Origin of the sequence: Fibrella forsythiae, from assembly GCF_017353175.1 — a bacterium.
Taxonomy (GTDB): Bacteria; Bacteroidota; Bacteroidia; order Cytophagales; family Spirosomataceae; genus Fibrella; species Fibrella forsythiae.
In genome coordinates this window covers 184,958-207,695 of sequence record NZ_JAFMYW010000009.1, presented here as the reverse complement: position 1 = coordinate 207,695, position 22,738 = coordinate 184,958, and the positions used below count along the sequence as shown (strand labels likewise).

Here is a 22,738-nt window from a genome sequence, read left to right as displayed (position 1 = left end):
TTTTGGTGAAGGAACGTACCTGACTTATAGCTTACGCTGAACGTCAAGCACAAAATCAACAGACACGTCATTAGCATCCGCAATGTCTTCGACAGTCAGCTTTCCTTGTAAAAGTAACTTTCTGATCGTGCCTCTCTTTACATCATCAATGCGTTGCTTTTCGGCCTTAACCGCTTCGGCGTTGGCCGCTGTAACGCGCGCAAAGTACGCCCGTTCTTCAGGGGTCATTTTACGCGTATCTAACTCTTCGATAGCCCGACGTAGCCATTCTTCGTTCCAGAAGGCCGGATACTGCGTCGGTTCTGTTGTGTGAAGCGTTTTCATGGTGTAAACAAGCTTTTCTAAATCAGTCTCTATCTCAGCCACTTGCTTGGTGAATTTAGCCAGTTCTACGGTTATAAACGACAGTTGACTGTCAATGATTTCACCTTCTTCGCTCCGGAGGTTAGCAATGGTGTGAAAATGCGTTGTTGGCAGGATATTCTTCGCCAGGATAGCAATGGCATAAATCTTAGGCAGATTGGCATAGTCGAAGTTACCCCTCTCTACAACGGTGTTAAACTTGTGCAGGGCATAAAACTTCATGCGCTGAACGAAATGAGGTGCCAGCCCCAACTGCATTTCAACAATGAATTGCGTACCGTTTTCGTCCGTACAGGCCAAATCAAAAATGCCACTCCGACTGTCAATTGTCAATGCTTCAAATGCGTTCTTATCAAAATGCACCTCTCGAATAGGCGTATCCGACTTGATAAGCGCTTGTAAAGCTGTACGCAGAAAAAGGCTGTCGGCTTCATTGCCAAACGTGGCTTTGAAACCGTAATCTGAAATAATTGGAATGTATACGCTTGTCTCCATGCCTCAAATGTATTAGAAAGACTGAATCAGGTTGGTTTCCAGGCTCCGTGGTAGGCGGCTACTTCATCAAGGTGCTCGACGAACGCCTCAAGCAGAAGAAGTGATAATCAGGCACGTTGCTTCGGATTTGTCTAAGCACGTCCGAAAGAAGTGAGACAAAACCGGCCAAGCCTACTGCTTTTGCTCCAGCACGCTTCGGAAACAAATAAGGCCGTTAGGTTAAATTTGTGGTCACATCAAAAAGCCGCGCCAATCTGTATTGAGCGCGGCTTTTTGATTGAACTCATGTACTCTACTTAAATTTGAACACCTGCTTACTGACTTTCCCCTTTGCGCCTACGGCGTAGCAGGTGCCTTTGGCGCAGGCGAGTGAATGAAACCCTTCGAAGTCGAGCTTGTTCCAGGTCTGGCCCTGATCGGCGGATAAACTCGTACCCGACGGGCCAACGGCCAGCAGGTAATCACCGGGGAGTATCGCGATGGCTTCTTTTAAGCCGGGCGGGTTGGTGGCGGCAACGAGTTGCCAGGTTTGCCCACCGTCGCGGGTAATGGTGGCATTAGCCCCCGGCAGGTTCTCCTGTTTATAGTTGCCGCCAACCGCCATACCATTTTTATCGCTGAAAAACTGCATACCGAACAGACCTGTCGCTTCGCCGGCGGGCAAGGGTGTGGCGGCAACAGCCCACGTCCGACCCCGATCGCTGGACCGGAATACGCGTCCGTTCGTAGCACCGCCTGACGCGATCCAGACGTTTTGCTTGCCCTGCACGACGAGGCTGGTGCCGCTGGCCGCAAACGCCGCTTCATTCGGCTGCATGGGCGGCAGTTGATCAGGCGGTACGGGTTGCCAGGTTTGGCCGCCATCGTCGGTTGTCAGGATGAACCACTTTCCGTTGACGGGATCACCGAAGACGATGCCGTGTTGTTTGTCCCAGAAGTCAATACCGTCGAGAAACACACCGGGTTGCTGTGTCTGGTAAAGCAGCGTCCAGGACTGGCCACCGTTGGTGGTTTTGTAGATGCGGGCCTGTCCTTTTTCCGCCAGTCCGGCGCTCATGAAATAAGCCGTCTGGTCATCAACGGCCTTTACATCGCGGAAGTCGCAGTCCTGGGCATCAGGAATGGTACCGGTCTGCCACGTTTTGCCGCCATCGGCCGTGTGAACGAATGTTCCTTTAGTACCACCGATCCAGACAACATTGGGGCTAGCTACGCTGACAGAGCGAAAACTGGCCGTGGTGTTGACAGACTGCGGCTGCCATTGCGCCAGAGCAGGCACCGTACTACACAGAAAGAAGAGACTTCTGATAATGTTTTTCATCGTTTACAGAGTTGACCGCAAAATGCCGATTTTCAAACGGGAAAACTAGCTTGCTGCATCTATGCAAAAGCAAGATGCCACTTTTTAAGCGTGTGTTTCGGTGAAGCGGGTTGGGTTGGTTTGATTTGCTTTTGCCAGGAGGCTTCGCGAGCTAGGTTGCTGACGCATGGCCCTTCGACTAGGCGTCAGCAACCTAGAGCGCAAAGCAATACATACCTCTATACGTACCCATTAGCCCAGTCGTTCGATGAAGTGGGCGGTGGTTTTGGCGCGTACCTCGTCGAGGGTAGTGCCGGGCATGAGTTCGATGAGCGTCAGCTTGCCACCGGGGAACGCGAAAACGGCCAGATCGGTGATGACCAGATCAACGGCGTTCAGGGCGGTGATGGGCAGCGTACAACTCGGCACCAGTTTCGATGACCCGTCGGGGTTCGTGTGGGTGAGCGTGATGATGAGCTTTTTCGCGCCCGAGGCAAGGTCCATCGCGCCGCCAACGCCCAGCAGCGGCTTGCCCGGCACGGCCCAGTTAGCCAGATTGGCAGCTTCGTCTACTTCCAGCCCGCCCATAATGGCCACGTCGATGTGTTTGCCGCGAATCATGCCAAACGAATCGGCACTATCGAAATAGCTACTGCCGGGAATGGCTGTTACCGGAATCTTACCCGCATTGACGGGGTAGTGCATGGCCCCGCCCCCATCGGTAGGCGCTGGGCCAACGCCCAGCATCCCATTTTCGGTATGGAGCATGATCCCGTGTTCGGGCGTGATCAGGTCGGCCACCAGGGTCGGAATGCCGATACCCAGATTGACCACGTTGCCGGGTTGCAGCTCGGCCAGGGCCCGTTTCGCCATGTTCATCCGGGCATCGTCGACCTTCTTGCCCGCCGACACCGACACCGACATGCCCAGGTCGTCGGGCGTGAGGGTGGCCTGCACCAGATAATCGACGTAGCAGCCGGGCGTGTGAATGTGTTCGGGGGCAATGGACCCAACGGGCACGATCTCTTCTACCTCAGCAATGACCAGATCGGCGGCGGTGGCCATGGCTTTGTTGAAATTCTGCTCGGTCATGCGGTAGGTCAGGTTGCCAGCGGTATCGGCCCGCCACGCCCGAATGAAGGCCACGTTGCCCCGAATGCCTTTCACAAATACCTGCTCTACCCCGTCGATCACTTTGGTTTCGTGCCCGTCGGCGATCAACGTACCTACGGCGGTTGGGGTATAAAAACCGCCAATGCCCGCGCCCCCCGCCCGGATAGCTTCGGCCAGTGTACCCTGGGGCAACAGTTCATACGCCACCGCCCCCGACTGTGCCGCCCTAACCGCGTCGGGGTTGCTGGTAAAGAACGAGCCGATCATCTTTTTAAGCTGCCCGTTTCGGAGCAGCCGCCCCCCACCCAGGCCCGGTTCGCCCGTATTGTTGCCTACGAACGTGAGGTTTTTCGTGCCCAGTTCGGCCAGGGCGTGCATCAGGTGTACGGGATTACCCGTCATGCCAAAACCGCCCTGCAACAGCGTATCACCGTCTTTTACAAAGGAAGCAGCCTCAGAGGCGGTCAGTTGGGGAACGTGTTTCATAGGAAAGGAGGAAAGGTTGGAAAGGAATAAAGGAGGAAGGGAATAAAGGAGAATAGGTTGGAATGGTGAAGTTTGCTCTCCCTTTTCTCCTTTCCAACCTTTCCTCCATTACTCCCTTTCCAGCACCACCGCATAGCCCTGACCAACGCCGACGCACATGGTGACCAGAGCATATTGTTTCTGCTGAAGCTGTAACTCCAGCGCGGCCGAATGGAGGATGCGAGCACCCGACATACCCAGCGGGTGGCCAAGGGCGATGGCACCGCCGTTGGGATTGATGCGCGGGTCATTATCGGCCAGACCGAGCAGGCGGGTGCAGGCCAGACTCTGGGCGGCAAAGGCTTCGTTGAGTTCGATCACGTCCATCTGATCCAGCGTTAGTCCGGCTTTGGCCAATGCCTGTTGCGAAGCGCCAACGGGGCCAATACCCATAATGCGCGGCTCTACTCCCACCACGGCCGAGCTGACGATGCGGGCCAATGGGGTCAGGCCATAGCGGGAAACGGCTGTTTCGGACGCCATCAGCACCGCCGCCGCGCCATCATTCAGGCCCGAGGCATTACCCGCCGTGACGGTTCCGCCTGCGTCTGCTTTTTTAAACGCCGTTTTGAGCTTGGCCAGGCCGTCGGGCGTTGTCGCTGGCTTGATAAACTCATCCGTGTCGAACAGAAGCGGGTCACCTTTTTTCTGTGGAATAGCTACGCCGACGATCTCCCTTGCGAACCGACCCGCCTGCCGGGCAGCGGCCGCTTTCTGCTGCGACCAGTAGGCAAACTGATCTTGATCGGCGCGGCTGATCTGGTATATCTCGGCTAGGTTTTCAGCCGTTACGCCCATCGCATCGACGCCGTACAGGTCGCGCATGCGGGGGTTGATGAACCGCCAGCCGAAACTGCTGTCGGCCATTTCGGCGTCGTTACCAAACGGTTTCGACGTTTTGGAGATGACCCAGGGGCCGCGCGTCATGTTTTCGACGCCCCCCGCAATCAACACCTCGCCGTCGCCCGCCTGAATAGCCCGCCCCGCCTGTACCACCGCCGACATACCCGACGCACAAAGCCGATTGACGGTTTCGCCAGGAACGGTATAAGGCAGTCCGGCCAGCAGTAGCGCCATGCGCGCCACGTTCCGGTTATCGTCGCCCGCCTGATTGGCGCAGCCCAGTATCACATCAGCGTAGGCGTCGGGGGGAATGGTGGGGTTTTTCTCGACAAGCGCTTTGATGACCATAGCGGCCATATCGTCGGCGCGGGTGGTAGCCAGCGATCCGCCGAAGTTGCCAATGGGCGTTCGTACGCCGTCAATGATATATGCGTTCATGGATGTCGGATATTGGATTTCGGATTGGGGATTTCGGATATCGGATTTGTGGGTCGCTAACCGATTGATGGTTTAGCCGAAATGACTTTCGGAGACTGTTGCTTCGCGTTGATTGGCTTCGTTCTGTAGGTTGCTTTCGCGTAGCCCTTCGACTCCGCTCAGGGTGACAGGAAACTCAAGAATGTGAATAACGAACTTGGGTGGGAGTGGGACGCCACCCCGGTGTCACCCTGAGCCTGTCGAAGAGCCTAGCTCGCGAAGCTGTACGGGCGAAAGCAATACGCTAACTGTCAATAATTAAAATCACCCTGCCTATAATAGCTTTTTCATATTCACCTGATTATCAATTTTTTAAAAATCCGAAATCCTATGTTCGAAATCCCTTTACGCCCATTGTCTGGGTAATGCTCAGGGCGTGGCGGAGCGACGTACCTGCGTTGCTCATCATGCGGGGCAGGTTGTCCCATTCCAGCATCCAGGCGGTGGCGTCGCGTTCATTACCATGCACCATACTTTGCAGTTGTATGGCTGCGAACTGCGCATTCTGGCGGGCCAGCATCACCAGCGCCTCACTCAGCACGGGGTTGTTTTTATGCGGCATCGCGCTGGATTTACCTCCGCCGTTCACGTTCTCCACCACTTCGCCTACTTCGGTCTGCCCCATCAGCAGGATATCCTGCCCCAGCTTGCCCAGCGTACCGGTCAGCAGCGCCAGCCAGTTGGTGAACTCCGCCAGCCCGTCGCGCTCCGTATGCCAGGGCGTGGCGTAATTCAGATTCAGTTCGGCAGCCAATGCACGGGCTACGGCCTCTCCTTTCTCACCAAACGCCGCCAGATTTCCGACGGCTCCACCCAACTGCACCACCAGCACACGCGGCTTCAATTGATCGAGCCGTTCCAGATGCCGGACAAGGGGATTTCGCCAGCTCAGTACTTTCTGGCCAAAGGTGATCGGCTGAGCCTGTTGGGTACGTGTCCGGCCCATCATGGGTACGTTCCCGTAGTGGAGGGTCAACTGGTTCAGACTCGCCAGTACCTCGTTGATCCGATCAGCCAGCACCGGCATCACCGACCTGATGGCCAGCACCTGCGCCGTATCCAGCACGTCCTGCGACGTCGCCCCCACATGCAACTCGCCCCTAACCGATTCAGGCAAAGCTTCGCGAACCTGTGCCAGCAAGGGTAGCGTTGGCACGCCGTTTTGCAGGGTTCCCGCCGTCAGCGATTCCGGCGTGATGGTCAGGCGGGTCACTGTGTCGGCAATGGTCGAGGCGGCGGCGGACGGAATGATGCCCAGTTGCCCCTGCACCGTTGCCAACGCGCCCTCAAACGCCAGCATGTTGCGAATGATCGCTTCCGGCCCGCAATGCCGGAGGATGTCGGGATCAGCCAGGTACGTTGAAAACATAGAGGGATTTCGGATGTGGGATTTCGGATTGGGGATTTGTGGGTTGCTTACCGATTGATGGTTTAGCCGAAATGGCTTTCGGAGAATGTTGCTTACGCTTAGTCGAAGGGACCGGCGTAAGCAACACACCAACACAAAACCTATAACGCAAAGCAAGCGCGCTCACCCAACTTCACAGATCGAAAAATACGGTTTCCTGATCGCCTTGTAAATGAATATCGAGGTGGTAACCCGGTCCGGCTGCTGATTGAACGGCGGTGGCGATCAAGGTAGTTCGTCGGTCAGTAGGAATCATGGCTAGTAACGAATCCTGTTCGTTGGCGGCGGCTTCGTCGGCGAAGTAGAGTCGGGTGTACAAGGCCCGCAGCGACCCACGCATAAACAGGGTGATGTTGATGTGCGGGGCAGCACCAGGCGTTACGGAACCCGACCGAACGCGGCCCGACCGAACGCGGCCCGACCGGACGCGGCCCGGCTTTATGGTGTCGAACCGGAATACGGCACCGGGTTGCGTGCCCGTTCCAAGGCGGCCAAAGCCAATAAACTCGTGGCTATCGTGATCGGCAGCGCTGATGGGTGCGGTTCGGTAGTTCCCTTCCGAATCGGCCTGCCAGATTTCGATAATGGCGTCGGGCACGGGGTTTCCCTGTCCGTCGAGGATGCGGCCGGTGATGAAGATCCGCTCGCCCGGCGTATCAGGACCAATGAGCGTGTGGTTGGCGATGCTGTCGTAGGCATAGCCGTACTGAACGGCGGTCAGGCTGTAGGCGAAGAAAGGACCGACCGTTTGCGAGGGCGTTTGACGGAGACGTTCCATTACTCAAAGGGGGTTTGGTAGCGGCCGTTCAGCACGATATTGAATTCATAGGCAAGGGCGAATTCCGGCTCGGTCCAGTCCATGCTGAACCGGGCAATCAGTAACTCGCGGGCGTGAACGGGCGTCGACTGGAAGATCGGGTCATAGGCAAACAGCGGATCGCCGGGGAAGTACATCTGCGTCACCAAGCGCTGATCGAACTGATGGCCCAGCACCGAAAAATGGATATGGTTGGGTCGCCAGGCGTTGTAATGGTTGCCCCAGGGATAGGCCCCCGGCTTGATAGTATAAAACGCATAGCGTCCTTCGCTGTCGGTCAGCACACGACCACTGCCCAGAAAATTCGGGTCGAGCGGGGCGTCGTGGATCTCGGCTTTGTGAATGTACCGGCCCGCCGAATTGGCCTGCCAGATTTCGACCAGCACATTAGATAACGGCCGACCGGTATCGTCCATCACACGTCCCGCCACTTTGATGCGCTCGCCGATGGGTTCCCCATTGACGCGGGCATTTTTGGTCAGGTCGTTATCGAATTTACCCAGTACGGATTCACCGAACACGGGCATACGAAGGTCTTGCAGATGCTCCCGAACGATCATCAGCGGCTTCGTCGGACTACGAAAGATCGTCGATTTGTACTCGGGCGATAAGTGCGGTGGATGTACGTCGAAATTGATAGAGTTCATAAGAGGATGTCGGATTGGGGATTTCGGATTGGGGATTTGGGATTGTTGCTGACGCCAGCGTAGGCTTCGCTTGGGTTTACGCTGGCGTCAGCAACAATCCCAAATCCCCAATCTTTTTATTTAAAAACGGCTTTGGCAATTTTCATGGCTCCGTTAGTGACGGGTACACCGGCGTAGATGGCTGTGTGGAGCAGGGTCTCTTTTACGTCGTCGGGGCTGGCTCCGGTATTTCGGGTGGCGCGGAGGTGCATCGCCAGTTCATCGTCGTGCCCCAGCGTGGCCAGGAGCGCAATGGTGATCAGGCTCCGTTCACGTTTGGTCAGGCCGGGGCGCGACCAGATGCTGCCCCAGGCCGTTTCAGTAATGTATTGTTGAAAATCGGCGTCGAAGTCTGTTTTGGCAGCTTCGGCCCGGTCGACGTGCGCATCGCCCAGTACTGCCCGGCGGGTTTTCATGCCCTGTTCATACAAGCTCTGTTCAGGCGTTTCATGAATAAACTGGAGAATCAACTGCGCCACCCTATCGGGCATCTGCACACAGGGAATGTGCCCGGCCCCGTCGATGAGTTCGTAGCGGGCGTCGGGAATGGCGCTGGCCATGGCCTGAACCAGATCGGGCGGCGTGGCCAGGTCATCGGTACCACCAAGGCACAGCGTAGGTACGTTGATCTTCGCAATCTGGCCCGTCAGGTCTTCGTCACGAACAGCGCCGCAGGCAGCAACGTACCCAGCCGGTGATGTCTGCTCAAGCATTCGTTTGTATGCGGCCACCTGAGTTGGGTTCGCCTCCCGAAAGGCGGTCGGAAACCACCGCTGCATCACCCCATCGGCAATGGCCGACAGCCCCTGCTGTTGAACCGTCTGAATACGGTCATTCCAGCTGTCAGCCGTACCGATTTTAGGTCCCGTGTTGCTCAATACCAGTTTCCCAATGCGGTCGGGGTATGTCAGGGCCAGCCGCTGGCCGATCACACCACCGATCGACAAGCCCACGAATATGCATTGACCGATCTGAAGCGCGTCGAGCAGGGCAATGACATCGGCCACGTAATCGCTGATCGTCAAGGGTGTTTGGGGCACTTCAGACAGGCCGTGCCCCGGTTTGTCGAACCGCAGCATAGAGCCGTGCGGCTTCAATAGTTCCACCACATCGTCCCAGATACGGAGATCGGTGCCGAGTGAGTTGGCGAACACAAACGTTCGGCTGCCCGCACCCTGCTGGTGCTGGTAATGCAGTGTATGACCGTTGACAGAAAGAAATGGCATAGCAGGTACGTGGTAAGTCAATCGCGGAAAATCGTGGTTAGCGCAGGCCGAGCATTTTGATAGCGTTCTCCTTCATAATCAATGGCTTCACTTCATCCTTAAACCCGGCCACTTCGAAATCGCTTAGCCATCGTTCAGGCGTGATCAGCGGGAAATCAGTGCCGAACAGGACGCGGTGTTTGAGCTGGGTGTTGGCGTATTGCACCAGTTGAGGTGGAAAATACTTTGGCGACCAGCCACTCAGATCAATGTACACGTTGGGCTTGTGCATGGCCACCGAGAGGGCTTCGTCCTGCCAGGGCCACGACGGGTGCGCAATGATGATGGGCGAATCGGGGTAGTCGATGGCCACGTCGTCGAGGTGCATGGGGTTCGAGTATTCCAGCCGCAGACCGCCACCGCCCCGCACGCCCGAGCCAAAGCCCGAATGACCCGAGTGGAACAGCATAGGCAGCTTGTACTCGGCAATGACGTCGTAGAGCGGATAGGCCATGCGGTCGTTGGGGTAAAATCCCTGCACGGTCGGGTGAAATTTAAAGCCCTTCACACCAAACTCCTCGATCAGCCGCCGGGCTTCGCGCGCACCCATCCGCCCTTTGTGCGGGTCGATGCTGGCGAACGCGATCATGACGTCGGGGTTCCTGGCGGCTCCTTCGGCCACCTCTTCGTTCGGAATGCGCCGACGGCCGGTCTGGTGTTCCGAATCCACGGTGAACATCACGAAGGCCATGTTTCGCTCACGGTAATAGTCGGCCGTCTCCTGAATGGTGGGGCGCTTGTCTGACTTGAAATACTTCGCGAAAGCGGCATCGAACTCCGGCCGATAGTCGTCGTGCGGTTGCTGGCAGGAAACCTCGGCGTGGGTGTGCACGTCGATGGCAACGATTTTCTGAATGTCGATCATAGTTTTCTTAGTCGATAAACCCGGCTTTGGCTTTCACGCCCGTTTTCACCCAGGAGCGCAGGGCGTCGAAAGCCTTTCCAGTTTGCTCCGGGCTGAACGCACAGTGTCCCTGCCCGCTGGTGTACTTCACCGTAAAGAGCGCGTCTTTCCCCTGCTGGTGCACCATGTTCTCGATATTGACAACGCCGTAGGTCGGCGGAATCAGCTGATCGTAAATCGTGTGTATGAGCACCACCGGCTTACTGATGTTGCCCGTGCGGTCATACTTCTTGAATAGCCCATCCGGACTAACCGTAGCCGCGAGTCGTTCCGCTTTCTGGTTAACGATCAGGTTGTCTGGAAATCCGCTGTAGACTGTGTTGGTATTATCGAAAGGGTTACCGTGGGCTTTCTGGGCGATATCGCGCAGGACGTTCTCGTTGAAAAACAGCGAGAACGGCAGGTCATCAAGTTTCAGATCAAACCGTTTGGCGAAGGCGACCGCCAGCACCGAGTCTTTGGTCAAAATCGCTCGTTTGATCTCCATGGCGCGGGCCACCATCTGGCGGGCATCCTGCGCCTGATACGGTTTCGACAGATCAAAAATATGGGCAAGGGACTTGGCAACGCCCGGAAACAGGCCATTGAAGGTGGCGTACATGTCAAACTCTTTGCGGCACTGCAAATACGGCCGGCTCGACAGCGGGCAGAGCGGCAGGCCTCCCTGGTAATTCGTCCCGAAATTTTCGAGGGTCGCCAGCGCAACGCCCCCACCCATCGAATGCCCCACCACGAACACGGAGTCGGGCTTACCATATTTGCCGACGACGTACCTGCGCAGGGCTTCGGTATCGTCGACACCCTGCGGCAAGGCAAACCCCTGATAGACGTAGTCGGAGGCGGCCACCGCAAAACCACGTTCAAGAAACGGCTTCATCCGGGTCAGAAACTCGGGGCTCTGGCTTTGCAGCGGACGTGCGCCCATAAACTCGTAGCCGTGGGCATACATCACCAGCTTCCGGTTCCAGTTGTCGGGAAACAGAACCCGGTAGCGTGCGCCCTGAATGGTACCGGAATCTATTTTCGCGATTCCGGATTGGGCGAACAGGCCCGCCGACACGAGGAACAGAATAAGCGTTAGACCGTATACTTTCATGCTTCTCCCCAGACTTTTATGGCCGTGTTGACCACCAGTTCCATCTTGCGCCACTGATCGTCTTCGGTGAGGTCATTGCCGTGGTGCGTGCTCGAAAACCCGCATTGTGGACTGACGCACATGTTATCGAGCGGCATATACCGGGCGGCTTCGTCGATCCGTTTGGCCAGGTCGTCTATGTTTTCCAACTCGCGCACTTTCGAGGAAATGATGCCCAGTACCACCATTTTATTGTCGGGCACGAAGCGTAGGGGCGCGAAATCACCGCTGCGTTCGTCATCGTATTCCAGGAAGTAGGCATCCACGTTGATGGAGTTGAACAGAATTTCGGCCACTGGCTCGTAGCCCCCTTCGGCGAACCAGGTGCTGCGGTAATTACCCCGGCATAGGTGGATACCAACCGTCAGATCGTCGGGCCGACCGTCGATGACCGAGTTGATCAGGGCGGCGTAGGTACGTGGCAGTTCGTTGGGATCTTCGCCCCGCTCAACGGCGGCAGCCCGCATTTTAGGGTCGCAGAGGTAAGCGAGGTTCGTATCGTCGAGCTGGAGGTAACGGAGTCCGGCCTTGTACAGGTGATCGATTTCCTGCCGGTACGCGCGGGCGAGGTCATGGAAGAACTCGTCCATGTCGGGGTACGAATTAATGTCGATGGCTTTGCGGCCACCCCGGAAATGCACCATCGTCGGCGACGGAATCGAAACTTTGGGCGTTTGCGTCACCACCGATTTCAGGAAGTTGAAGTCGGCCACCTGAATGTCGTGTTGGTGGCTGAGCTTACCCGTTACGCTGAGCTTGGGCGGGGTAAACCCGTCTTCGGCGGCTTTGGCGTTTGGGTTCGCTTCGATGCCGCCCGTGACGGTCACCCCGGCCAGTTCTTTCAGGAAATCGAGGTGAAAATAATCGCGCCGGAACTCACCGTCGGTGATGGATTTCATGCCGGTCGCTTCCAGTTTCTTAACGGTTTCGGCAATACCGGCGTCTTCGATAGCCCGAAGTTCGTCGGCGGTGATGTCGCCTTTTTTCCAGCGAAGGCGATTTTCTTTAACGGCTGGCGTCCGTAATAAACTACCAACGTGGTCGGCTCTGAAGGGAGGAGTCATAGGTGTTTTTAAGAGTGAAAGGGCGAATTAGTGAAAGAGTGGTTTATGACGGATTGCTTTCGCGCTGTAGGTTGCTGTCGCCTGGCCCTTCGACTAGGCGACAGCAACCCACAGCGCGAAAGCAATCCATTACTGATCAAGTAGTTACAAGCAACACTACCCATTATTTAGGTTCAATTATTTCTATTCAGCGAAGCACATTCTATTAGTAACATTTGAAAACGAGCCAGTTAACCAGTTAACTAATCAACCAATTAACCAGCCACCCAGCCAACCACTCACCCATACAACCGATCAACCAACCCCGCCCGGTGCTGGAGGACGGCCCGTTGGTTCAGCGAGCCTTTGTCAGTAATCTCGCCCAGATCGATGGAAGGCGGTTCGAGCGCGACGATGGCTTTGGCGACGCGGTTGGCACTACCCGTGGCGTGTTGGCCCAGCCGTTCGACCAACTGGTCGACATACTGCTGCACGGTCGGGTGCGTGAATGCGTCATGGTTAGGTACGTCGTCGGGCAGGTTAGCGAGCGTTCGGCAGGCGTATGGATTTAGAAAGAGAATGGCGCTCACAAACTCCTTGTCTAAACCCGCCAGTACAACGTCCTGCACAATGGGCGATCCTTCGCGCAGCACGGTCGCTTTCAGCACGCCCACATTGACCCAGGTGCCTGTCGACAGTTTGAAGTCTTCGGCAATCCGCCCATCGAAGACCAGGCCCCGGTTATGATCGGACTCGTCCAGAAACCGTACGGCATCGCCCGTTTTATAGTAGCCTTCTTCGTCAAACGCGTTGTGGGTAGCCTCGGGGTTACGCCAGTAGCCGGGGGTGACGTTGGGGGCTTTGAAGCGAATTTCCAGCTTAGTACCGTCGGGTACTAGTTTCACGTTCATGCCTGCTACGGGCAGGCCCAGCAGGCCTGAAAAACTACCCGGCCAGTTGGCAAACAAGGCCGATGGGCCCGATTCCGTACAGCCTAGCCCGGTGATAATGGGGATAACGCGCCCGGTTGTTTCCAGCGCCAGTGCTTCGAGCCGATTCCAGATCGGCTGGGCCAGACTAGCCCCGGCGTAAAAGAAAAATTGCAGGTTTTTGAAGAAAGTGGCCCGTAGCTCGGGTTCCTTTTCCAGGTAGGGCACCAGCATTTCGAAGCCCTTGGGTACGTTGAAATAGGCCGTTGGCGAAATCTCGCGGAGGTTCTGCGCGGTGGCTTCGATGCCGCTGGGCGTTGGTTTTCCCTCGTCGATATAGAGCGTGCCTCCGTTGTAGAGCGTCAGACCCATGTTGTGGTTTCCACCAAAGGTATGATTCCAGGGTAGCCAGTCCACAAACACAGGAGGAGTTACGGCCAGACCCGGAAACGCCTGCGTGATCTGTTGCAGGTTGGTACACCACATCCGCTGCGTGTTGATCACCCCTTTCGGCATACCCGTTGAGCCTGACGTGAACAGAATCTTAGCCACGCTGTCGGCCGTTATGCGAGCGTGAGCCTCGGCAACCACTTCGGTCGGCTGGGTGGCGAGTAGTTTGTCGAAATGAACATCAACCGGGTTCTCGACCGATACGATTCGGGCTTCGGGGAACAGTTCGCGCGCTACTGCCAGCGCACGGGCATACGGCTGGCCATTCTGGGCAAAAATGAGTTTCGGCGTCAGCACCCGCAACGTATGCCGGAGCTTCCCCATATCGTCGGACAACAGCGAATACGGGGGCGAAATGGGCGCGTAGGGAATGCCCACGTGCATAGCCGCCAGGGCCAGCAACGCATGCTCAAGGCTGTTTTCCGACAGAATAGCGATTGTTTCCCCCTCGCCGAACTGCTGGTCGAGCAGGTATTGAGCGATACCTTCCACAATCCGCAGCGTATCGGCGTAAGTGAGTGTTTGCCAGTCACCCGCTTGCGCAGGGTTCCGGCGCGCTATGAACAGCGCAACGGGCGTGTGTCTGGCCCAGTATGCCAGTTTTTCCGTTAGTTTCTCAGGGCAACATCCTAACGGTTGCTCGGCCTGTAGCAGAATAGCGCCATCCGGACGGACAGTTTTTCGGGTAGTGGCGGGGCCGAAGATGTTGGTCTGTACCATGCTCATTCCCCTACTTTTTTGGCTTTACCGGCCAGAAAATCCCGTAACCGCGCTTTGGCTTCGGGGGCATCCTGGGCAATGGCGGCCGTGAGTGACTCCATCAGTAGTCCCTGTTCCTGCGGGGCATCGACAATCCGGGGCAGAATGTGCATCAGCGCGTAGTTGGTCATGCCCGCGTTGCCTGCCACTTTCCCGGCCAGTTCCAGGGCTTTTTCCAGCCCCAGCCCCTCTTCGACCCGGTATTGCGCCAGTCCGATCCGTTCACCTTCTTCGGCCTGGTACACGCGCCCGGTCAGCATCATGTCGGTCATGCGGGCCAGTCCGATGAGTTTAGGTACCCGCACCGACGCGCCACCACCCACAAAGATGCCCCGCTGACCTTCGGGTAGGGCGTAGAAGGTGCTGTTTTCGGCTACGCGGATGTGGCAGGCAGCAGCCAGTTCGAGACCACCACCTACGCAGGCCCCATGCAGCACGGCGATGACCGGCACCGTTCCGAACTGAATACGGTCCAGGGCCCGGTGCCACATCCGCGAATGGTGCAGCCCCTGCACGGCATCGCGTTCAGTGAGCGCCGAAAGGTCGAGGCCAGCGCTGAAATGGGAACCTTCGCCGTAGATCACTGCACACCGAACACCATCGGGTATGGTCGAAAAAACGGCTTCCAGGCCCAGAATCAACTCATCGTTGAGGGCGTTGCGCTTATCGGGTCGGTTGAGTTTGACGAGCAGTATCGTATTCCGTTGTTCAACGTGTAAGAGAGGTGTCATAGAATTGGTTGCGTTGCGGGTGTGGTCTGCTGACTGAGGATAGCCTGTCTGTACGGTTTGAGAGCCAGGTACGTGAGTAGCATCGTGCACACCCCACCAATAGCGAACAGCAGCACCAGCGAGTACCGAATGGCCTGTTCGTCGTGAAAGATATAGTCGGTAAACAGGGCTACCGACGTGGGGCCCAGGCCAATACCGATGAGGTTCAGAATAAACAGGAAGATCGACGAGGCCAGCGCCCGCACCTGATTCGGCATGATCTCCTGAATAGCGGCTGTGGCAGCGCCAAACGGGGCAGCCAGCGCAAAGCTGGGTACGAAAACCGCCAGCAAGGCCCATTTGGCGCGGGGCAACAGCGGCAGGCCAGCCGCCACCAGGCAGCCAATGCCGCCCAGCAGACCCACCCGCAGGCGACCGTCGACCACGCCCCGTTTTACCAGCCGGTCAGCATACCATCCGCCGAACAGCACACCCGATACCGACGAGGCCACCAGCACCAGTCCGTAAAAGGCACCGGCGCGGGGCACTTCCCAGCCGTAGGTACGTGCCACGAAGGTGGGAATCCAGGCGTTACAGCCGTAATTGACCAACGCCCCAAAAGCCGTGGCAAAGCAGATGAGGAGGTACGCGGTCCGGTGTTTGAAAATGATAACCAGCGCCTCACGCAGCGACAGATCGACCACGGCACCCGCTTTTTGGAGGGTGTTGGTACGGGCCGGTTCGCGGATGGTAAACAGAAGACCCATGATCACCAGACCGGGCAAACCGATGTAGAGGAAGATCAGCTGCCAAGGAAAAATAGCGCCCAATACCGGTACCATCACCTTCCCCTCCGTTGGGAGTTTAGCTACAATGCCCGACCCGATGAGCATAGCCAGCCCCGACCCTAGAAACACCCCCAGCGAAAAAACGCTCAGCGCCGTAGCCAGCCGGTTTTTCGGGAAGTAATCGGCAATGATGGAATAGGCCGAGGGCGACAGGGTGGCCTCCCCCACACCCACGCCCATCCGGACCATAAAGAACTGGACATACGACCGAACCCCACCGCAGAGCGTCGTCATGAGGCTCCAGATGGTAATGCCAGCGATGATGATGTTCCGGCGGCTGTATTTGTCGGCCAGTCGCCCAATCAGCACGCCGAAGAGGGTGTAGAAAATGGCAAAGCTCAGGCCCATCAACAGGCTCATTTCGGTATCGCTGAGCAGCAGATCCCGTTTGATGGGCTTCACCAGGAGGCTCAAAATCTGCCGATCGATGAACGACGAGATGTTGGCCAGCGTCAGGATAAAGACAGCATACCAGCCGTAGCGGAGGGAGGTTGTAGGTTGCATGAGCGGACTAGCGTACTTTCCAGACTTGAATGATGACCCCGTCGGGCTTGCGGATGCCTTTCGAGACGAACAGGGATTTCGTCAACCACTCATACTTGCCGGGTGGCGTTTCAAAGGTGGGTATCGCCCGGAAATAATACTCCGATGGGCTGACCGATTCACCGCGGGCAATGCGGGCAGCAACTTCGGGCGTGGCAACCCGAACGCCTTTGTTATTGACATAAATCAGAGTGCCGTCGTCTGTCTGTAGCGTGTACAGGGCATTGAGTTCGGCGGTGCCGTCTTTACGAACTAGTTGCCAATCGGCCCCGCCATTAATGATTGTGCCTTTCAGGTTAGGTCCGCTAAACGTACCGCCCGTGATCGGGATAATCCGGCGGGTACCGTGCGGGGTCTCGCCGACAGTCAGTGCTGGTGCAATGTTCACGGTTAGTTCGCAGACAAATTCCAGCTCCGGGGCTGCGGGGGCATCCTGCGCCAGTAACCGGAGCGGAAGCAACAGCAACAGAACGATAAATGGCTTGAGTGAAAATCGGAGGAAGGATGTTGACATAAGTCCTGGCATTTAAGCGTAAAAAGACAAAACAGTAAGGCTGAAAGGCTGTACAAATACCTACTCGACCGGATTGTTCTACACGTCTTTTAGCCCCACATAATTTTCGGCAATCGTGGTTGCCATGGCCGTCGACCGACTGATGTAATCGAATTTGGCCTGCTGAAGCTGATTCTCGAACGAACCGTGTTTCGCCTGCTTATGAAACAGGTACGTCATGGTATTAGAGAAGTCCTGCACCCGCCAGATCCGGCGCAGACAATCGCTGGTGTAAGCCGCCAGCCGGGTCGTCTGTCCCGTTTCGTAGTAGTCTGTCAAGGCCCCGGCCATGATTTTTACGTCGGCAACGGCCAGGTTCAGGCCTTTTCCTCCCGTAGGCGGCACAATATGGGCGGCGTCGCCCGCCAGGAACAGGCGTCCGTACTGCATGCTGTCGATCATAAAGCTGCGCATGGGCGTAATTCCTTTTTCGAAGATCTCGCCCCGGTTCAGCCGGAACCCGTTATTGTCGCCCAGCCGGAGTTCGAGTTCATCCCAGATTTGCTCGTCGGTCCAGTTGTCGATATGGTCATCGTTGGCGACCTGAATATATAGCCGGCTGACTGTTTCGGAGCGGAGGCTGTGCAGGGCAAAACCACGTTCGTGGTAAGCATAGATCAGTTCGTTGGACGATGGTTTGGCATGGGCCAGAATACCGAGCCAGCTAAATGGGTATTCAATTCGAAACTCGTTATAACTCCCTTCGGGCAGGTGTTTGCGGGCAATGCCGTGGTAACCATCGCAACCCGCTACAAAATCACAGGTCAGCGTATGTGCTTCGCCATTTTGTTCGTAGTGAATCATGGGCGAATCGGTTTCCAGGCCGTCAATACGGGTGGCGGTCGCTTCAAAGTGGATGAGTGTTCCCTGATCGAGGTTAGCCCTGATCAGGTCTTTCACCACCTCCTGTTGCCCGTAGATGGTGATGCAACGCCCGCCGGTCAGTTCGGTAAAGGGAACCCGGTTACGCACTCCGTTAAAGCTCAGGTACACGCCATGGTGTTCGAGCCCCTCGCGGTCCAGCCGGTCGGCAACGCCCAGTTCCCGAAACAGATCGACAGTATTTTGCTCTAGCAGTCCCGCCCGAACGCGCGATTCGACATAGGGCCGATCCCGGTTTTCGAGAATGACCGAATCAATGCCCCGGCATTTAAGTAACAGCGCGAGGGTTAGTCCGGCAGGACCAGCCCCGATAATACCAACCTGCGTATTCTGAGCAGTCATTGTATGAGTTTACTTCGAAAAGGTGGATGCTTTTGAATAGTACTGCTTTGCGTGGGAAGTTGCTTTGGCTTAGGCCCACAGCAGGTTTATAGGGAACGTCTGATCAGCATGCTTAGATCGGAGCACCCATGGCACCGAGCGTTTTGCCCATCAGTGCACCCATGTTAGCTCCTTCGGGTAACTGGCCCTGCCACTCCAGCTGCTCCCATTCGCCCAGCGTATTCGAGGCATCGACCACCATCTTGCAGCGACTAAACCGACGATTCATGAAGTTCTCCAGGATGGTAGGCAATGGATCGCCCGACTGTACCAGTTCGCCCAGCACCACGGCGTCTTCAATAGCCAGTCCGGCTCCCTGCCCCAGTTGCGGGATGGTCGCATGAACGGCATCACCGATGAGCAATACCCGGTTGTTGTACCAGGGCGCGGGTAGCAACAGCGTTTCGAGCGGCCGGTAAATCACGCCTTTGGGATCGGTGATCTGATCGACAACGGCGCGTACCATGGGGGCTTCATAGTCGGCAACAAGAGCCTTCAAACGGGGCACCAGTTCTGCTTCGGGGATCTTTGGATCGTTGCCCTCGGCCGATACCACGAACATGTACATGCGGTCGGCGGTCATCGGGATCAGTCCCACTTTGGTTTTCTTTCCGAAAAAGATGTAGCCCGTGTCCAGATCAGCCGCCCGGGGAAAGGCATACCGCCAGACCGACTGCCCGGTGTAGCGGGGCTTGTAATCGCCCAGCACCAGACCACGTACCTGTGAATACACGCCATCGGAGCCGACAACGAGATTATATACTCCGGTGCTGCCATCGCTAAACGTTACTGTTGCCGCATCAGGGCCGTTATCGATTGCCGAGACGGTGACGTCCATCCGGATCTTCACCTGATTGGCTATCGCTCCTTCGTGCAGCACATCGTGCAAAATCCGGCGCGAGATGCCGTTATGAACGGGTAGTCGACCCATGGGTGGGGTGCCCGTCTCCGCAAATTTGAACCCATTGGCCGCGCACATTTTCACCGGACCATAGGGCGATCCGCGTTCCATGCAGCGGTCGGCCAAGCCAAGTGAATCAAGGGCACGTAGGGCATTAGATGGCTGGATGATGCCTACGCCGTACACATTAAAGGTGGGGTGAAGCTCGATCAGGTCAACCTCGACGCCCGCCTGTCGCAAGGCAACACCAGCCGATAAGCCGCCGATTCCGCCTCCCACAACGAGGGCTTTTTTAATAGAAGACATAGGATTGGGGATTTAGGATGTCTGATTTGGGATTGGGGATCTTGGATTGGGGATTTATTGCTTCGCGCTCTAGGCCCTTCGACAGGCTCAGGGTGACAATCCCACTCAAGTTGGTCATGCACATGCTGGATGTGTTGTGTCACCCTAAGCCTGTCGAAGGGCCTAGAGCGCGAAGCAATAAATCCCCAATCCGACCGCATCGGCGGACCGATCCTCAATCAAAAATGGCTACGGCACGGCACCAGCCGGCACTGCCGCCTTTGATCTTGGCCGGGAAACAGCTCACTTTAAAGCCGAAGGGTGGTAATTGATCAAGGTTCGCCAGCTTCTCGATCTGGCAGTATTCTTTCTCGCGACCGACGTAATGGGCAGCCCAGATCACGCCTGGGCGGGGGTTGCTGAAATAGTCTTCGGCTTGAATATGCAGCGGGATGTCCCAGCCCCAGCCATCTGTCCCCATCACCTTGATGCCCTGATCGATCAGCCAGTGCGTGGCTTCGGCCGAGGCACCGACGTGGATTTTCACGAAATCGTCATCGTGCAGGCGCTTGTCGGCGTCGCAGCGGATCAGGACAATATCGAAGGGTTTGAGCGTGTAGTTGATAGCGGCCAACCTCTCCTTCAGGTCGTCGGACGAGAAGCAGTAGCCGTCGGGTTTGTCGGTAAAATCGAGCACTACGCCGTCGTGGAAAAACCAGTCGAGCGGTAGTTCTTCGATGGTACGCGACGGTTTGCCTTCGCAGGTAGGAAAGTAATGCCAGGGAGCGTCGATGTGCGTACCGGCATGGCCCGTCAGGTACAGGAACTCACCGGCGGGGCCGTTGCCCTCGAGGAACACATCGGCCGACGCACCGCCGAAGAGCTTCGAGCCCATTTTCTTCGCGCCTTCCTTGTGGTCTTCGTAGTCTATTTTGGTCTGCAGCGGCTCCTTGATCTCCGGCGAGATCGTGACGGATAAGTCAATGATTTTCATTTGGTTTCGAAGTTTAGGTCAGGGGTGAAAAATGATCAACGACGGGTGGACTGGCGAAAAACGGCCCTATGATGGCGCGCCACTGCGTGAATAGTTCCGACTGCCGGAAGCTGACGGTATGGTCTTCCAGCGTTTGCCAATGAATCAGCAGCAGGTACGTTCCGGGCGACTCGATACCCCGGCGAAGCTGAAGGTCAACAAACCCATTGGCCTGGCTGATGATGGCTTTCGCTTTCGGAAACTCGGCTTCAAACTGGGCCTCCCGGCCGGCCTGAACGGTGATAAGGGCGTGTTCCAGAATCATACGACGGTGTTTGTCAACGTGCCAATTCCCTCGATTTCCAGTTCCACCACATCGCCCGGTTCGAGAGGGCGGTGAACGCTGAAGTTGTTTTCGATCAAGCTACCCCAACCCACTGTGCCAGAGCCCAATATGTCGCCGGGCATGAGGTTCACGCCGTTTTCCGAGGCCCGCTCGATCATCTGCTCGAAATTGTAGAAGGCCGTTTTGTAATTGCCTTCGCAGACCGTTACGCCGTTGATACGGGTTTGCATTGTCAGGTCTAGCCGGTCGGTGGGGCCGGGCGGGAAGCGTAGGGGGTCGGCGAAATCGGCTTCGGTGATGGTGTATCGGTAGGCGTCCATTTCGTCGGCTGTGACAATGCAGGGGCCAATGGCATTGGCAAAATCTTTGCCTTTGTGCGGCCCCAATGGCACTTCCATCTCACGCCGTTGAATGGCCCGCGCTGTCCAGTCGTTGAAAATGGTGTAGCCAAAAATGTAGGGACGGGCCTCCCCGGCTTTGATGTCGCTGCCCTTTTTGCCAATGATACAGGCTATTTCCAGCTCAATATCCAGCCTGGTTTCTTTGGCCGGTCGCTTTATATCGTCGCCGGGTCCGTAGATAGCCTGATGGTTGGTGAAATAGAAAATAGGCATTTCGTACCAGGCTGGTCCAATGGTATGCCCAAACGATCGCGACGCATTGAGCATGTGCATCTCAAACCCAATGTAATCGCGGAAGCTGCGCGGGTTGGGCAGCGGCGCCAGCAGCTTGATCTCGCTAGTCAGGTACGTTACCCTGGCCGTTTCCCAGTTGTTTTCCCGGATCAGCGCCCGGTAGCGTTCGTGGTCGTCGATGAATGACAGCATATCTGCCGGCAACTGCCCGCCACTGATCGCGTGCATGTCAACCACGCCGGGCGACGAATCGCCGTCGGCCGTCAGCCAGCCCGCGCGGGGTTGTTGGGTAGGAGTTAGAAAGGTTACAAGCTTCATAGGATTTCGGATTTGGGATTGCGGATTTGGGATTTGCTCTGCCTGGATTCGGAACTGTACTAAGCGCAGCAAATCCCAAATCCGATATCCCAAATCCCCAATCAGTTTAGTGTTCGTCCACCGTCTACTGGAATGATGCTGCCGGTGGTGAAGGTGAGCGTGGTGGTTAGTGCCAGAATTGCATTCGCTACATCATTGGGCGTGGCTAGTCGGCCAAGGGGCGTTGCGTTTACATGTTTCTCTAAATAGGATGGATCAAAACGGCTGGCGTAGTCGCCCATGACCCAGCCCGGCGATACCGAAACGACGCGGATCAGGGGGGCCAGCGACCGGGCCAGTGAGCGGGTCATGGAATCCATCGCTGCTTTGGAGGCGCAATAGGCCACATTACTACCGATGCCCGTTTGCCCCGCCACCGACGATATATTGACGATGAGTCCGTTCCCGCTAGCCAACAACAAGGGTTTACAGGCCCTGATCATCGCAAACGCACCCCGCCAGTTGGTCTGAAAAATCTGGTCGATCCACTCATCGCTGAGTCCGTCCAGATCGTCGTGCGGTACGGGCGTGGTGATCCCCGCATTGTTGACCAGGATATCCAGCCGACCGTAGGTATCGGTCAGGTACGTACCCAGCGCGGCTACCCGCTCCGGGTCATGTACCGGGGCATGAACGATGGCGTGTCCGTGGCCGGGAAGCGTTTCGACCAGCCGCCGGGCTTTTTCGGCGTCACTGTTATACGTAATCACAACCGATGCGCCCACTTCGGCTAATGCCCGGCAAATGGCCGAACCAATGCCGCCCGCCCCGCCCGTAACAAGCGCTATTTTGTTTTGTAGTGCGATCATTTC

The 22,738-nt window shown here is 56.7% G+C and carries 21 protein-coding genes; all 21 read right to left on the bottom strand.

Annotated elements, in window-relative coordinates; genetic code table 11:
• Positions 1-24 precede the first annotated feature (24 nt).
• On the bottom strand, positions 25-858 hold the full coding sequence (locus J2I46_RS25375) for an Rpn family recombination-promoting nuclease/putative transposase (RefSeq protein ID WP_207331891.1): 834 nt from the start codon (positions 856-858) through the stop codon (positions 25-27).
• A 292-nt stretch (positions 859-1,150) separates the two neighbouring features.
• Complete coding sequence (locus J2I46_RS25370) at positions 1,151-2,179, bottom strand: WD40/YVTN/BNR-like repeat-containing protein (RefSeq protein ID WP_207331890.1); 1,029 nt, start codon at positions 2,177-2,179, stop codon at positions 1,151-1,153.
• 231 nt (positions 2,180-2,410) lie between these two features.
• Positions 2,411-3,757, bottom strand: a complete 1,347-nt coding sequence (locus tag J2I46_RS25365; protein ID WP_207331889.1) for a 3-oxoacid CoA-transferase — start codon at positions 3,755-3,757, stop codon at positions 2,411-2,413.
• 108 nt (positions 3,758-3,865) lie between these two features.
• Positions 3,866-5,077 carry a 3-oxoadipyl-CoA thiolase gene (pcaF, locus tag J2I46_RS25360; RefSeq protein WP_207331888.1) on the bottom strand — a complete coding sequence of 404 codons (1,212 nt, stop codon included), beginning with the start codon at positions 5,075-5,077 and terminating at the stop codon, positions 3,866-3,868.
• Between the two features lie 367 nt (positions 5,078-5,444).
• Positions 5,445-6,485 (bottom strand): lyase family protein, encoded by a 1,041-nt coding sequence (locus J2I46_RS25355; RefSeq protein WP_207331887.1) that lies wholly within the window; start codon positions 6,483-6,485, stop codon positions 5,445-5,447.
• Positions 6,486-6,657: 172 nt separating this feature from the next.
• Complete coding sequence (gene pcaG, locus J2I46_RS25350) at positions 6,658-7,302, bottom strand: protocatechuate 3,4-dioxygenase subunit alpha (RefSeq protein ID WP_207331886.1); 645 nt, start codon at positions 7,300-7,302, stop codon at positions 6,658-6,660.
• Positions 7,302-7,988, bottom strand: a complete 687-nt coding sequence (gene pcaH / locus J2I46_RS25345; protein WP_207331885.1) for a protocatechuate 3,4-dioxygenase subunit beta — start codon at positions 7,986-7,988, stop codon at positions 7,302-7,304. Before pcaH ends, pcaG begins: the two co-directional genes overlap by 1 nt.
• A 116-nt stretch (positions 7,989-8,104) precedes the next feature.
• Positions 8,105-9,253 carry a bifunctional 3-oxoadipate enol-lactonase/4-carboxymuconolactone decarboxylase PcaDC gene (gene pcaDC, locus J2I46_RS25340; RefSeq protein WP_207331884.1) on the bottom strand — a complete coding sequence of 383 codons (1,149 nt, stop codon included), beginning with the start codon at positions 9,251-9,253 and terminating at the stop codon, positions 8,105-8,107.
• Positions 9,254-9,290: 37 nt separating this feature from the next.
• A complete protein-coding gene (locus tag J2I46_RS25335; RefSeq protein ID WP_207331883.1) occupies positions 9,291-10,157 on the bottom strand; it encodes an amidohydrolase family protein in 867 nt (288 codons plus the stop codon).
• Between the two features lie 7 nt (positions 10,158-10,164).
• Entirely contained in the window at positions 10,165-11,292 is a 1,128-nt protein-coding gene (locus tag J2I46_RS25330; protein ID WP_207331882.1) for an alpha/beta hydrolase family protein, read from the bottom strand.
• Positions 11,289-12,395 carry a 5-methyltetrahydropteroyltriglutamate--homocysteine S-methyltransferase gene (locus J2I46_RS25325; protein WP_207331881.1) on the bottom strand — a complete coding sequence of 369 codons (1,107 nt, stop codon included), beginning with the start codon at positions 12,393-12,395 and terminating at the stop codon, positions 11,289-11,291. Before J2I46_RS25325 ends, J2I46_RS25330 begins: the two co-directional genes overlap by 4 nt.
• Positions 12,396-12,673: 278 nt before the next feature.
• Positions 12,674-14,479 (bottom strand): feruloyl-CoA synthase, encoded by a 1,806-nt coding sequence (locus tag J2I46_RS25320; RefSeq protein ID WP_229379943.1) that lies wholly within the window; start codon positions 14,477-14,479, stop codon positions 12,674-12,676.
• Positions 14,476-15,243: a crotonase/enoyl-CoA hydratase family protein gene (locus J2I46_RS25315; RefSeq protein ID WP_207331880.1), complete on the bottom strand. Its 768-nt coding sequence runs from the start codon at positions 15,241-15,243 to the stop codon at positions 14,476-14,478. Before J2I46_RS25315 ends, J2I46_RS25320 begins: the two co-directional genes overlap by 4 nt.
• Positions 15,240-16,574: a spinster family MFS transporter gene (locus J2I46_RS25310; protein WP_207331879.1), complete on the bottom strand. Its 1,335-nt coding sequence runs from the start codon at positions 16,572-16,574 to the stop codon at positions 15,240-15,242. Before J2I46_RS25310 ends, J2I46_RS25315 begins: the two co-directional genes overlap by 4 nt.
• Before the next feature lie 7 nt (positions 16,575-16,581).
• The gene (locus tag J2I46_RS25305; RefSeq protein ID WP_207331878.1) at positions 16,582-17,127 is read right to left on the bottom strand and encodes a DUF3237 domain-containing protein; all 546 of its coding nucleotides are present in this window, start codon (positions 17,125-17,127) and stop codon (positions 16,582-16,584) included.
• Between the two features lie 78 nt (positions 17,128-17,205).
• A complete protein-coding gene (locus J2I46_RS25300; protein WP_207331877.1) occupies positions 17,206-18,390 on the bottom strand; it encodes a 4-hydroxybenzoate 3-monooxygenase in 1,185 nt (394 codons plus the stop codon).
• A 112-nt stretch (positions 18,391-18,502) separates the two neighbouring features.
• On the bottom strand, positions 18,503-19,636 hold the full coding sequence (locus tag J2I46_RS25295) for an FAD-dependent monooxygenase (protein WP_207331876.1): 1,134 nt from the start codon (positions 19,634-19,636) through the stop codon (positions 18,503-18,505).
• A gap of 214 nt (positions 19,637-19,850) precedes the next feature.
• Positions 19,851-20,609, bottom strand: coding sequence for a cyclase family protein (locus J2I46_RS25290; RefSeq protein WP_207331875.1), 759 nt, complete (start codon positions 20,607-20,609; stop codon positions 19,851-19,853).
• A 13-nt stretch (positions 20,610-20,622) separates the two neighbouring features.
• Positions 20,623-20,913: an antibiotic biosynthesis monooxygenase family protein gene (locus tag J2I46_RS25285; RefSeq protein WP_207331874.1), complete on the bottom strand. Its 291-nt coding sequence runs from the start codon at positions 20,911-20,913 to the stop codon at positions 20,623-20,625.
• Entirely contained in the window at positions 20,910-21,887 is a 978-nt protein-coding gene (locus tag J2I46_RS25280) for a fumarylacetoacetate hydrolase family protein (protein ID WP_207331873.1), read from the bottom strand. Before J2I46_RS25280 ends, J2I46_RS25285 begins: the two co-directional genes overlap by 4 nt.
• 101 nt (positions 21,888-21,988) lie before the next feature.
• Positions 21,989-22,735 (bottom strand): SDR family NAD(P)-dependent oxidoreductase, encoded by a 747-nt coding sequence (locus J2I46_RS25275; protein ID WP_207331872.1) that lies wholly within the window; start codon positions 22,733-22,735, stop codon positions 21,989-21,991.
• Between the last annotated feature and the right edge of the window lie 3 nt (positions 22,736-22,738).

What these genes read in the sequence shown, in the direction of transcription:
- J2I46_RS25285 (WP_207331874.1), bottom strand. Translation starts at nt 20,913, where the DNA reads ATGATTCTGGAACACGCCCTTATCACCGTTCAGGCCGGCCGGGAGGCC.
- J2I46_RS25290 (WP_207331875.1), bottom strand. Translation starts at nt 20,609, where the DNA reads ATGAAAATCATTGACTTATCCGTCACGATCTCGCCGGAGATCAAGGAG.
- J2I46_RS25280 (WP_207331873.1), bottom strand. Translation starts at nt 21,887, where the DNA reads ATGAAGCTTGTAACCTTTCTAACTCCTACCCAACAACCCCGCGCGGGC.
- J2I46_RS25315 (WP_207331880.1), bottom strand. Translation starts at nt 15,243, where the DNA reads ATGACACCTCTCTTACACGTTGAACAACGGAATACGATACTGCTCGTC.
- J2I46_RS25370 (WP_207331890.1), bottom strand. Translation starts at nt 2,179, where the DNA reads ATGAAAAACATTATCAGAAGTCTCTTCTTTCTGTGTAGTACGGTGCCT.
- J2I46_RS25305 (WP_207331878.1), bottom strand. Translation starts at nt 17,127, where the DNA reads ATGTCAACATCCTTCCTCCGATTTTCACTCAAGCCATTTATCGTTCTG.
- pcaF (WP_207331888.1), bottom strand. Translation starts at nt 5,077, where the DNA reads ATGAACGCATATATCATTGACGGCGTACGAACGCCCATTGGCAACTTC.
- J2I46_RS25375 (WP_207331891.1), bottom strand. Translation starts at nt 858, where the DNA reads ATGGAGACAAGCGTATACATTCCAATTATTTCAGATTACGGTTTCAAA.
- J2I46_RS25335 (WP_207331883.1), bottom strand. Translation starts at nt 10,157, where the DNA reads ATGATCGACATTCAGAAAATCGTTGCCATCGACGTGCACACCCACGCC.
- J2I46_RS25355 (WP_207331887.1), bottom strand. Translation starts at nt 6,485, where the DNA reads ATGTTTTCAACGTACCTGGCTGATCCCGACATCCTCCGGCATTGCGGG.
- J2I46_RS25330 (WP_207331882.1), bottom strand. Translation starts at nt 11,292, where the DNA reads ATGAAAGTATACGGTCTAACGCTTATTCTGTTCCTCGTGTCGGCGGGC.
- J2I46_RS25295 (WP_207331876.1), bottom strand. Translation starts at nt 19,636, where the DNA reads ATGTCTTCTATTAAAAAAGCCCTCGTTGTGGGAGGCGGAATCGGCGGC.
- pcaDC (WP_207331884.1), bottom strand. Translation starts at nt 9,253, where the DNA reads ATGCCATTTCTTTCTGTCAACGGTCATACACTGCATTACCAGCACCAG.
- pcaG (WP_207331886.1), bottom strand. Translation starts at nt 7,302, where the DNA reads ATGGAACGTCTCCGTCAAACGCCCTCGCAAACGGTCGGTCCTTTCTTC.
- J2I46_RS25325 (WP_207331881.1), bottom strand. Translation starts at nt 12,395, where the DNA reads ATGACTCCTCCCTTCAGAGCCGACCACGTTGGTAGTTTATTACGGACG.
- J2I46_RS25320 (WP_229379943.1), bottom strand. Translation starts at nt 14,479, where the DNA reads ATGAGCATGGTACAGACCAACATCTTCGGCCCCGCCACTACCCGAAAA.
- J2I46_RS25300 (WP_207331877.1), bottom strand. Translation starts at nt 18,390, where the DNA reads ATGACTGCTCAGAATACGCAGGTTGGTATTATCGGGGCTGGTCCTGCC.
- J2I46_RS25275 (WP_207331872.1), bottom strand. Translation starts at nt 22,735, where the DNA reads ATGATCGCACTACAAAACAAAATAGCGCTTGTTACGGGCGGGGCGGGC.
- pcaH (WP_207331885.1), bottom strand. Translation starts at nt 7,988, where the DNA reads ATGAACTCTATCAATTTCGACGTACATCCACCGCACTTATCGCCCGAG.
- J2I46_RS25365 (WP_207331889.1), bottom strand. Translation starts at nt 3,757, where the DNA reads ATGAAACACGTTCCCCAACTGACCGCCTCTGAGGCTGCTTCCTTTGTA.
- J2I46_RS25310 (WP_207331879.1), bottom strand. Translation starts at nt 16,574, where the DNA reads ATGCAACCTACAACCTCCCTCCGCTACGGCTGGTATGCTGTCTTTATC.